Consider the following 11541-nt stretch of genomic DNA (forward strand, 5'->3'; position numbering starts at 1 on the left):
ATTTTTATAACATTATGGAACCTCCTGCTTCGCAATGCGGCATAACAAATTTAAATAAAGATGGGTGAACAGTCAGGCCTTTTTACTGCTATACAGAGAGAATATAGTTTTCAGGTGTTTTGGTTTCAAGGTATTTGAACTTTTGATTTTTGGCTGTGTGCTTAGTGGATCAGGACACGCCATGGATAGGAGTGGTATTGAAGGCGAAACATCAACATAAAAAAACGCAACAACACCAACAGTCCCTAGTATTTGAAAAACTATGCAACTTCATTTTGATCCAGACTAGTTTTTGGCGGCATCCAGGGATGGGGCTGCCACCATAGGGTATAAGTACCCAAACATATAAAATCATATTTTCTGATTCAACGATCAGCCACTCGGCTGCGCATTGTATAGTGCCTAACCACGAAGCCAGAAATGAACGATTTAACAGGTGCAGCTACTTATCAATAGAATTAACCCAGTGCTTAATTTATTAATGTGAGCCACACTACAGTTTTCCTGTAGTGGCTATTGGTGCAGAGTATTTTGAGAATGAAATATCTTAAGGTTTGAAGAAGGGGGCGCATGTGATTTCTAATTTGGCTTATCAAGTTCTGTTATTTTTACCTTAAAAATATGATGAAAGATGGATGCTGTTTTTGCTTTGGTAAAGTGCTCAGAATAGTTGCGCATCATATTATCGATGCTTTGAAAACGCTGGAAGGTGAAAATTAATTTGGTTAACTGCTTATAGTCTGGAAAAACAGATTTTTCTTAAAACTCACTAAGTCGTTTTTATGAGTTATTCCCATTTGGCTTCAATGATTGAGAATCAATGTATTTAAAATTAATTCTCTAGTTAACTTTTTTACTTTATTCTTTTCGATCATCGTTGACCATTCCTCATTGGTCTAATTTTTGGAATCACTTAGTTAGGATATTGTATAGAATACACACAACCAAGGAGGGGAAGGTTATGACTAAAGTATTAGATATAGTTAAGGGGTTTGAGAAAGCAAGTACACCTGAATATCATAAACCAGGTAGACCAAGCTTTCATAATTTGCGTGATGTTAAAAAAACTGAGGGCGAAAATAACCTAAGTATTCTGGATAGAGCCGAAATATTTGACAGCGTTACTGACGCTGCATTGACTCAATCCACCATATATAAAATTGACAAGATTGGAAACGAGCTTTTTTCAGTTAAAAAAGTAAATGATGATGAAAAGAGTGATGATGTATCTTCCTGTGATGATTTCAGAAAAAAACTATATCCTGACCCCATGGATTTTTATCGAATTTGCTTTGATCAGGAATCTACTGGAGATGAATATATTGAAGATGAATGGCTGTAGTATGATATACCTACAATATTCATCACTCAAACAATTTATCTATTTTGAATAACTGGGTGTTTTCAGTCAACTCGCTGGCTACACCCAGCTTGACTCATGATTAAGATTGAGGATAAAGCTTAAGAAAAAATTACGCTTATCATTAGATAGTCATCACTCTGAATGAAATTTTGGCATATCTGGAAGCTAAAGATTACTGCCTTATTAAAGCCAGTAATTGATAGAGTTTATGTAAAACAAGCTAAGTAATTTTTTCTATTATCGTTGGGCGATATCATGGAACCACTGATTTAAGTCGTTCAACCACCTTTAGCCAATACAATGATAAAAGTTAAAGAGAATGGTGATGTTGAACCATTTTCAGCTGAAGATATCTTAAAATTTAAGAGGAAATACAAAGGCAATAAATTACAGGTATTGTCTCACACTCGTAACGACAACCCAGAACCTACAGCTTCAAGTTGCAAGCATCCCCACAAATATTCCGACTATTATTGGGCTGCCAAGATGATTCACTCCGTCATGAACCCCGAGGAAACAAATACTCAGGCAAGCAGCATGAGCAGTAGTTTAAGTGACTCGAAAGCAGCAGAAGATCAGGCGATGTCAGAAAGCACCTCATCAAACAGTGAAGAGTGTCTGGAGGCAAAACTAGTGCTTGTTTTGCATCAGGTATGCTTACTAGAAGCCACAATACAAGTATCTGGCTCGAACCTCGAACTACTGCCTGCTATTAAAGTTCATCCAGAAGAAACGAAGGAGGTTGAACAAGCTTCTGAAAAAACAGAAACTGCTTCTGATAGATCATATATGCCAGGTCGTTTTCTTGATACCCAAATGGATGTAGATAAATATATTGCTCAATTAAAGCTAAGACTTTCTGGTGGAAAACAGAGGCTAATACTGCAGTTTTATTTTACTGCCGTAGAAACCTGTACGCGTAAACAGCATCTGCAAGGTTCTCTGGTCAATACTCTCCGGGATAAAGTGTATGATCTTGCCACCGATATGATGGCGATGATGGAGCTTCCAGAAGATAAATCAGCAAAGCGTCTAGCTAGAGTGGTTGCCGAACAGTTAATTCAGAAAGTGAAAGATATGCACGATGAGGAGTTTCATTTCAAACGATACCATCATCACTATCTAGGTATTTCTGATGAAGAAAAAGCTAAAATTCATGCTCAAGAAAAGACGTTCAGGAAAAATGATAAGAACATAATTGAAGGTATCGCGGCAGTTATCCCTGCATAGCTGAACGGTACGTGGAATGGGCTGTAGAGGTTACCAAAGAACGTAAGTAACTGGGCATGTGAAATCGAATATTTCTGTTTTTTTGGGCAGGTGCTATGTAAGGCACAACGTTGGAAACATAGCCTTAGCTACGTAACCGAAGTTGTAACAAAGCACGATTGATGGATTCGCAAGCTAGCAGCAACGTAGCACCAGCTGTACAAGGAGATCAGAAATATATGATCTCATGTGGTAAACAATTTAAATCACATGGGGAAAAATAATGGAAATAATGCTTGGTAGTAAATGAGGAAAATACTCTAAAAATTATTGAAACCATTCATAAAAGCCAAAGTCTATTGAAGGACTTATCAATAACCTGAGGTTTTTGTTATGGAAGGTGTTACCAGTGGCCCTATCGGTGGCGGTACTCCATATACAGGTACAGATGCTGCTAAAGAGGCAAAAAATGATAACGGAAAAGGCGTTGAGGGGCTTTCAGATACACGGCCTCAGACGCCTCCCCCCGGCTTGGAGGCTGATAAGGGCGAAGCGAAGAAAATGGCAGAACTGGAGATTAGTAAGCAAAAGGATGTTACACCTCAGGTAAATCCACCTGGAGGCGACAGCGAGCGAACGGATTCAATAGTAGAAGGTGAAACACCTGCTATAGCAGGAGACACTGGAGAGCAAGGCGCTGAGGAGCAGGTGGCTTCATCGGACACGGAGGCTTCCAAAGAGACCGCTACTACTGATCAGGGAGAAAAAGTTGCCACAGGAGATAAGCCTACGGAAGGGGGGGAAGGAGAGTCCCAGTCTGGTGAAGGAGAGCAACAGACAGCTTAACTCTCTATTTTGTGTGACCTGTTTTGCTGACAGGTTGTGGATGCTAATCAGTACAGATGATATCAGTGAAAGATACCTTGCCAGATTTATGAAGTTATAGTTTTAGAGTCACAGAATAGGTATTCATTCCACATCTCTCATTTGTTGATTATCATCCAAATGCTCATTCAAAGAAGGGGGTGTTTTCACCCCTTCTCATTATGAAAGCGCTAAATTAAATCAGGCATATGCATCTACAAGAATTTGCCGACTGATGGTCAGATCCATATCACCCGTTTCTGACAATGCAGTCATACCATGTTCTTGTAATGCATGAATAACCCGGTCGACTTCTCCAGGCTCAATGCCATATTGAGACAGTCGCGTTTTTACCCCCAGAGATTCAAAGAACGCACGAGTCATATCAATCGCCTGATCAACTCGCTCATCTTCAGTGCCTTCTGAAATGTTCCATACACGCTCGGCATACTGAAGCAGTTTTTCCTGTTTCTTTGCCTTACGGATTTTCCAGAGAGAAGGCTGAATAATTGCCAGGCTTTGCGCATGATCCATACCGAACAGATCGGTCAGTTCATGGCCAATCATGTGAGTGCTCCAGTCATGGGGAACGCCAACACCGATATAGCCATTCAGTGCAGAAGTTGCGCTCCACATCAGGTTGGCACGCGCATCGTAGTTTTCGGGCTCTGCCAGCGTTACCGGGCCAACCTCAATCAGGGTTTTAAGAATGCCTTCAGCCATCCGGTCCTGAACCTGTGCATCTACTGGGTAAGTGACGTATTGTTCCAGTACATGGACAAAAGCATCGATCACACCGTTTGCGACTTGCACAGATGGTAGAGAGAAGGTCAGTGTTGGGTCGAGAATAGAGAACTGTGGGTAGAGCAGTGGACTCATCACCGGCAGCTTACCACTCTCGTGGGAAATAACGGCACCCATGTTCATCTCAGAACCGGTCGCTGGCAGGGTTGCAACGGTAGCCAGAGGAACCGCAGAGTCAATCGGCAGCCATTCAAAGCCATGTTTTAGCAGGTCTGTTGCGTTACCCTGGTAAGGTGCAGCAGCCGCAATAAATTTGGTGCCATCCATCACCGATCCGCCACCCACCGCCAGAAGAAAATCGATGTTTTCGCTGCGTACGATTTCCACCGCTTTCATCAATGTATTGAACTGAGGGTTCGGTTCAATCCCGTCAAACTCGACAACCTTTCTATTGCCAAGCCCTGTCAGTACCTTTTCCAGGGTTCCATTTCTGCGGACGCTGCCTCCCCCGTAAAGCACCAGTACTTTTGCACTTTCGGGAACCAGTTGATTCAACTCATGCAGCCGATCCTTGCCGAAAACAATATGAGTCGGATTGTGGTAATTAAAATTCATCATGTTGGTTTTCCCATGTTTCCAATGGGAGCCAGCTTATCGTTTCCAGTGATGAATAGAATGGCTATTTCTGTCAAAAGCATGCCTAAACCGATCACTGATGATTCTTCCAGGTATGAATTAAGTTATTCTCCATCACATCAGGTGCATATCCATGGAAACTGTTGTATGAATCAATTGGCTCAGTGCCTTTCAAGTCTGGCAAACGATGAGGGATATAACGCGACCCATCTTCCAGGTGTTGGTGTTTTCAAAGCCAGTGAGTCCCGTGAAAGAGAGCCACTTTGTTACAGTCAGGGTATTTTTATTGTGGCTCAAGGGGCAAAGCGGGTTTTTCTGGAACAGCAGGTGTATGAATACAATCCGGAAAATTATCTGGTACTGACCCTGCCTATTCCTGCCGAGTGTGAAACCCGTGTAAGTCCCGGGGAACCACTGCTTTCGTTATTGATTGATATTGACCTGAGTCTGCTGCATCCACTGGTGAGGCTGTTTGATGAACATAACCAGGCGTTAGCTACCAGTGAAGGGGGGATAGAAAGTAGAAGTCTTTATGTCTGCCCGGTTTCAGAGGTATTTGCCGCTACGGTAATGAGGCTGGCAAACTGTCTGCACTCACCATTAAAAAGCGCTGCACTCGGGCGTGGTCTGGTACAGGAACTTTTATTTCTTATTCTCTGCAGTGAACATGCAGCGCCTTTGTTTGCACTTGCCCGGCATAATACCCATTTGGCCCGGCTTGAACGTGCGATGAAGTATATGCATGAACACTATGATGAGACGCTGGATGTGGAGCGTCTGGCAACACTGGCCAATATGAGTCCTTCAACATTTCACCGAAACTTCCGGCAGATGACAGCATCGTCGCCTATCCAATACTTAAAAAAACTGCGCTTAAGCCGTGCCCGGGAGTTGCTTCAGGATCAGGGGCTCAGGGTAAAGCAGGCCGCTGCCATGGTGGGTTATGAAAGCCCGACTCAGTTTAGTCGGGAATTTAAACGGTATTTTGGTTTAACGGCTCAAGCTTGTGCTCTAGGGGGGGCAATTAGCCCTAAGAGCAGTTGGTCACATGCCTGATTGTAAAGCCAGGGAGGCTTTGTATAAATTCATCAAATGCAGTTTTCAGGCTCAGAATTGATTAATAGAATGCAGTCAATAAAAACACTGTTGCCCGATATCTTGAGATAGAAAGTGGTTGAACTTTCTTGTGAATAACTTTGTCGATAGTGGATAAGCTAAAGTTAGTTTGCGATTTTAAAAGGTGTGTATGCAACGAGTTATGACTGGCAATACCTCAGGTCAGCTGGCTGAAAAAGCGGACGCTGATCGTGAAAGAACTCTTGATTCATGTTACAAGTATAAGGGGGCGCAGAGTGAAAGAACCTGCAGGCTGCAACCTTCGATGAAATGTTCGCCTATTTCGCAGAGTGAAAGTGCCTTGCAGTCTTTTCAGGCTCTTGAGACAGGTTCTGCTATAGGCTCACGCCTCGCCAATTATAGTGTTTGTTCTCTTGAAGACGTGAATCAAGTGAGTCGTTATATCAGTACTGAGTCGTTACAGTCTTCTTCTTCAGTGGTTGACCTTCGTACTCATGATGATGACCCGACAACATTGAAGCAAATTGAAAAAAAAGTTGAAGAAAGTGAAGTATTCGAGTTACAGGAACTGTCGGATCTTTATTCTCAATTCAGAGGTAAGTCTTCTGGCTCTTATAAAGAAATCTGTGGACTGAAAGACTGTGTTAGTGAAAGGCACTTCGAGGTGAAAGAGCTGGCGGACCGGTTCTTAAACCGCAATGCAACCTATCACTTGAATCGACTCATGGATGATGTTGATCATTGGAAATGGCTAATGGGAGATAAAATAATTAGCCTGTATCAGTTGTTGGAGAGAAAAAATATTCTAATTAAAGACGTTGCTCCTTCTTTACGTTTACCCGATTTAACTGGTCAGCAGATTATGCAGTTAGATTTGGCTAACTGCCATCAATTAGCAAATAGCTGGCCAGGGCAGTTTCTGCCGGAGACCCTGAAGGCTGTTAAATACGCACTTAACCCTTTGGAACTCAAGATAGCTGATATTCGGGTTTGCCTTTCCCCAGAAGATAGAGTGATATTAAAATTGGCAATTGATAATGCGAATGGCAAAATAAAAGATTTATACGTGGCATTAACAGGGTATGCTGAAGATGGGGAAATAAAACAATTTTTGAGAGGGATCCTTCTTCCTTTCAGTGCAGTGTTTATGGTAGAACATTGGCATCGAAAAGGTGCATGCCATCGCTTTTCTCCGACTGTTGAGCTGGACTTAAACGGAGAACTGACTGGTATCTTATTATCACTGGAGGGCTCGACTGCATTAGAATATGGGGAGTCTCTCTCTGTTCGTATTAATAATCCCGAAGATCTTTACTTTCTGGGAGATGAGCTACCTGATGTAAAGGCTGCTAACTGGTTACAGTGTTTAGATCAAGTGTCTGATGAATTATTGAATAATAAAGATATGTTTAATGAGCAGGCTGGGTGTCAGTTTAGATTTCTTTGCAGCGACTCTGGTTCTGAAAATAGATTACCGGGCTTTCCAACAATTACTTTCCTATCTCGATTCAAGGAACAGTTGGCTTTTTCACTGAATAATTAGAATACATCATACAAGTTTAATATTTTTTGAGTCGTTATGCCCTAATGTTTAAAGGATGTACATGTTTCCTGCAACAGAAACTAGAAGTAACGAACTAAAGCATCCTGTACGTTCTTGTGATAATAACTTCGAAGGTGAATCTCATGGTTCTGGTCGTCTGGGGCAATTTCAAGTTCGTCCATGGAGCGATGTTGTCGAGAATAAAAAACAGAAGTGCTCAGTTTCTTACCCTTCAGGTAAAGAGGGGGGGCATCAATATCGTGGTTTCGCTCAGCGTCAAATGGCTTTAGTTGACGATGATTCTCTACTTTCTATAGTTCCTCGTGGAATAAAGCAAGAGTTAGTGGATGGTTTTGAGGGGCTGTCATCTGAAAAGAACCTATTAGATTCGGTTGCAGTTAGGTCAAATAAACTAGACCATGGAGAGAGAGTGCTTAGTATAAGAGTGCTCGCCGGTTCATTGAATGAAGCTGTTGATCGTTTCCTTAGTGAAACGAAAGAAACTCTAAATGATCTATCAACCTCTTATATGCGTTGGGATAAAGCTCGGGAAAATCTTTTATGGCTCAATGAACAATTCAAGAAAATTGGCTGTCAGCAACTTGCTAGTTATGGTCTTAAGTATCCTTCACTCTCTTTTCCTGCACGAGATGATGTTGGTTGGTGTAAAGTTGATCTTGGAAGACTGTGTGAATTTTTAGAATGTGACGTTCCATGTGCCTACATCCCGAAAGTAATAGCTTCAATCAAGAGTGAAATGAGTAAATATCAATTTTCAGTAGATACGGTTCGTCTGGTTTCTGATGTTGATAGAGTGCGTATGCAAGTTTCATTCTCTCATCAGTTAAATGGGGCATGCTCAGTATCCCTTCCTTTGAGTAAAAATTTCTTTATGGAGATGCATATTCGGTTGAAGACCTTGGTTATGGAGTTAAAGATAAATCAATCTGATATGAGTCTAAGAACTCATTGTCATTTGGCCATAGGTTTTCCTGGTGAAAAATCACTGTTTCTACACGCTGTATTTAAAGTGACAAAGTCTGATAAAAGTGGGCAGCTATATGACTACAGAGTGAGTTTTGATAAAACTGATAACCTTTATGACTTAACTCAAGCCCCCCCCAAATTGAGAGTTGCCAATTGGGAAAGAGTGTTTGACTGTATCGAAAGTGCTTCTTGTGAGGGAGCAGTGAGGCTGCATTATGACCCCTTGCTTGACCAGAGCTCAAACAGTCGACGATATGAGACTGCAATTCTTAAACACCTTTTTTGGCCAAAAATTTCTGATTAGCGCTTTAATGGTATTTTTGACACGACTTCAACTTAGCAAATGCTTTCTGTGCAGCAATGACCGCTCATGCGCTTGAAAATGAGTACCACAGACTATCAGCATCAAAACTGTTCGTGTAAGTAGCGAATCAGATCTGTTGAGGTAACAATGCCTGCCAGCAGTGTCCCATCCGTAACCAGCACTGAATGCCGGTTGCTATCAGAAAGGATTTCAGCGGCTTCTTTGACGGTTGCATTCATGGGCAGAGTTTGCAGGTCGTCACTCATCACATCAGCAATGCTATGCTGCTGATCCATCAAGGTGTCCTGCATACGGCTATCGGTATTGGCTGCATCGTAGACCAGACGCAACAAGTCGGTTTCGGAAAGCATACCGACTGGCTGGTTATGGTTCATCACGGGGATATGATGGATGTTGTGTTGGCGAAAGATGGCACTGGCTTCACTGAGCTTTTGACCCAATTGTAAAGTGACGGGGTTGTCTGTCATGATTTTCTGAATGGACTCATGCCTTTTCATTATTCAAATCCTGCTTTTATCGTCATCATGATGGTTGAAGGGCGCTTATTACTATAGGTGATCAGAGGCATATATCCATTAATAGTATAGGGATTTATATTTTTGCGTACTTGTATCTATAATATCCAGTGAGCTTTATCGGTATATTAAAGAAAATTGAAAAATAAGAAGAGATTTCCTGATTCACCAGCTATTAACCAATGGGATTGCTCTTAGCTGCTCAGAACAGGAAAGTAGGTTCTTCAGTTCTGGTAAAGGAGGGAAGCATGGGGCTTTCTGATTTCATCAAAGATAAAATTAATGATAGTAAAAAATCGGTAATAAAATCCAAAGCCAAGTCAGCCATAAAAGAGAAAATAGATATCGGCGATCACTTGGATAAAGTAATTACGGTTGGCAGCCAATTGGTTTGAGTGACTGTGGTGACAAGATCACGTTAATGAGCCGCAATGGTAGACAGATGGCAAAGCTCATTATTTCCAGTAGCGATTGGATTCGTCTTTAAAAAAGGGCGTAGCAGGTTACTTTTTGGCAATACCCTTAGGTTCTGTTGAAAAAAGTACACTGTATCAGCTCGAGCCAGAATGCCTCTGGTTATGCTGCTCATCGATTGTATAGATTTTCCGAAAAGGTTCGATCACTTCCCATTCCCCTGCAAAGCCGGCTGGAATGACAACGTGATCGCCAGCTTTCAGTGTCTTCTCATTACCGCTTTCATCACGGACGATGGAAATACCCTCCGAAATCTGACAGAACTCATGTTCGGTGTAGCTCACTTTTCAGTATCTGCGGTCGGATTCCCAGATAACAGCGTCGAACTGTTCACTGGGGGCGGAGTAATGGTTGGCGACAGCCTGTGATGGATTTCCAGTGATGCGCTTTTTCAGGCGCGTGGTAAGGCTCTTTTTCTGCCTGGGGAACGTTCTCAATTAGACATGTGACCAGCCACCCACTGGTACGTCCTTACATGGTTCTATTTATTTTATTGCGTTATTAAGCATCCACTCTATTGCAGGTGCGGACTATTATTCGATGACGTGTTATCCCAGTGTAAAGGTCTGCGAAGCCTCAGAGGTAAAGCTGACCATTTAGGCTATTGTTGGTGTTTCAGGTATGTGTTTACCCGTATAAAGCACACTGGGGGTGCTCACAAGTGGCTGGTCATATGTCTAATTGTGAGCACCTTCAGGCCTTCTTTTCATAGATTAACATTGTTATGGAGAGCTATTCATGAGTGATGCACTCGTGCTGGTCAGGCAGTTGCATCAGGAAATCCATGCCGTGGAGCACCGCATTCGTCATCATCCCTACTTTAAGGCCCTTGAAGCCCGGAAGTTTGAGCTGGTTGATCTGCAGTACTTCATTGGTGAACAGAGATACATAATTTCGTCAGATCTGCGTGGACTGGCATTGTTGATTTCCCGGTGTGAACAACTTCAAAGCCAAGTGTTCTTTCAGGATATTCTGAAAAGTGAATTTGTCGCTTTGGAAGCGCTTGAAGTATTGGCCAGTGCGGTTGGTATGGCCAAAGCTGAGCGTGAGACGTATGAGCCAGAGCCCGGAGCTCAGGCCTACAGTGCCTATATGGCCTGGTTGTGTCAGTATGGTTCGGATGCGGAAGTAGCGGCTGCGTTGTCGATCAATCTTGCCACATGGGGAGCCAACTGCGCTCGAATGGCCAGGGCTCTCCAGAATCTATACGGCTTTAAAGAACCAGACCTGCTGTTTTTTTCCCGTTTTGCCGAGTCGCCTGTGGAAGTGGGCAGTGCGGCGCTGGCCATTATTGACGCAGGGTTAAAAAAAGGCATTGCGCCTCGACGCATTCGCCGTGCTGTTCGCATGCTACAGGGTTATGAGCTGTTATTCTGGGATGCGGTCTATAAACTGAGTGTTGGAGGAGGAGAGCCTGATTGTTGAGTAAGGTGTCTCCTCGTATTGGCAGTTCAGGGCTTGCCCTCTGTTTTTCTGCGTTTATGTAGATTCTAACCGCTTGTTGGCTTCAGAGTATGGATAAACTCGCCGATTATTATTCTTAATCTTTTGCTGAAAATGGCCGGATAGGTAATGATGAGCGCGGATATACCTCCAAAAGATCGCCCTGAGTGGATAGAAATGGCACGGGGCCAACACCCGATGAAGAAGTATGTCCTGCAGTTGCAAATCGACAGGATCAGTAAAAAGATGGAAGCGAATGAGATGACCATCGAAGAAGGTGTGGACTACCTGTACGAGTACTTTTCCAAATACCCGAAAGGCTTTCGCAGTGACCTTGAGGAAGTTTTCAAAAGCTGGTGAG

The 11541-nt window shown here is 42.8% G+C and carries 12 protein-coding genes; 9 read left to right on the plus strand and 3 right to left on the minus strand.

The features are described 5' to 3' along the window. The first annotated feature begins 961 nt into the window (after positions 1–961). From GV64_RS10345 to GV64_RS10355, 3 genes are all read left to right on the plus strand, one after another. Entirely contained in the window at positions 962–1342 is a 381-nt protein-coding gene (locus tag GV64_RS10345) for a hypothetical protein (protein WP_020582745.1), read from the plus strand. 321 nt (positions 1343–1663) lie between these two features. Then, positions 1664–2593, plus strand: a complete 930-nt coding sequence (locus tag GV64_RS10350; protein WP_020582746.1) for a hypothetical protein — start codon at positions 1664–1666, stop codon at positions 2591–2593. Positions 2594–2965: 372 nt separating this feature from the next. Then, positions 2966–3418, plus strand: coding sequence for a hypothetical protein (locus tag GV64_RS10355; protein ID WP_020582747.1), 453 nt, complete (start codon positions 2966–2968; stop codon positions 3416–3418). Between the two features lie 219 nt (positions 3419–3637). Here the strand turns inward: GV64_RS10355 and GV64_RS10360 are convergent, their stop codons facing one another. Further along, a complete protein-coding gene (locus tag GV64_RS10360) occupies positions 3638–4798 on the minus strand; it encodes an iron-containing alcohol dehydrogenase (protein ID WP_020582748.1) in 1161 nt (386 codons plus the stop codon). Between the two features lie 165 nt (positions 4799–4963). Between GV64_RS10360 and GV64_RS10365 the strand changes: the two genes are divergently transcribed. The 3 genes from GV64_RS10365 to GV64_RS10375 all read left to right on the plus strand — a co-directional run bounded on the left by GV64_RS10365 (position 4964) and on the right by GV64_RS10375 (position 8727). Next, entirely contained in the window at positions 4964–5872 is a 909-nt protein-coding gene (locus tag GV64_RS10365; RefSeq protein ID WP_020582750.1) for an AraC family transcriptional regulator, read from the plus strand. Positions 5873–6074: 202 nt separating this feature from the next. Next, positions 6075–7436 carry a hypothetical protein gene (locus tag GV64_RS10370; RefSeq protein WP_020582751.1) on the plus strand — a complete coding sequence of 454 codons (1362 nt, stop codon included), beginning with the start codon at positions 6075–6077 and terminating at the stop codon, positions 7434–7436. A 61-nt stretch (positions 7437–7497) separates the two neighbouring features. Further along, positions 7498–8727, plus strand: a complete 1230-nt coding sequence (locus tag GV64_RS10375; protein WP_020582752.1) for a hypothetical protein — start codon at positions 7498–7500, stop codon at positions 8725–8727. A 101-nt stretch (positions 8728–8828) separates the two neighbouring features. Here the strand turns inward: GV64_RS10375 and GV64_RS10380 are convergent, their stop codons facing one another. Continuing rightward, positions 8829–9245: a CBS domain-containing protein gene (locus GV64_RS10380; RefSeq protein WP_020582753.1), complete on the minus strand. Its 417-nt coding sequence runs from the start codon at positions 9243–9245 to the stop codon at positions 8829–8831. Positions 9246–9511: 266 nt separating this feature from the next. Here GV64_RS10380 and GV64_RS25250 point away from each other — a divergent pair, with 266 nt between their 5' ends. Beyond that, the gene (locus tag GV64_RS25250; RefSeq protein ID WP_157237005.1) at positions 9512–9658 is read left to right on the plus strand and encodes a hypothetical protein; all 147 of its coding nucleotides are present in this window, start codon (positions 9512–9514) and stop codon (positions 9656–9658) included. A 156-nt stretch (positions 9659–9814) separates the two neighbouring features. Here GV64_RS25250 and GV64_RS25615 read toward each other — a convergent pair whose 3' ends face one another. After that, the gene (locus GV64_RS25615) at positions 9815–10021 is read right to left on the minus strand and encodes a cupin domain-containing protein (RefSeq protein ID WP_020582755.1); all 207 of its coding nucleotides are present in this window, start codon (positions 10019–10021) and stop codon (positions 9815–9817) included. 454 nt (positions 10022–10475) lie between these two features. Between GV64_RS25615 and GV64_RS10395 the strand changes: the two genes are divergently transcribed. After that, positions 10476–11162, plus strand: coding sequence for a thiaminase II/PqqC family protein (locus tag GV64_RS10395; RefSeq protein ID WP_020582756.1), 687 nt, complete (start codon positions 10476–10478; stop codon positions 11160–11162). Between the two features lie 147 nt (positions 11163–11309). Further along, the gene (locus GV64_RS10400) at positions 11310–11540 is read left to right on the plus strand and encodes a hypothetical protein (RefSeq protein WP_020582757.1); all 231 of its coding nucleotides are present in this window, start codon (positions 11310–11312) and stop codon (positions 11538–11540) included. Position 11541 lies beyond the last annotated feature (1 nt).

The sequence above is a fragment of the Endozoicomonas elysicola genome (assembly GCF_000710775.1).
Classification (GTDB): domain Bacteria; phylum Pseudomonadota; class Gammaproteobacteria; order Pseudomonadales; family Endozoicomonadaceae; genus Endozoicomonas; species Endozoicomonas elysicola.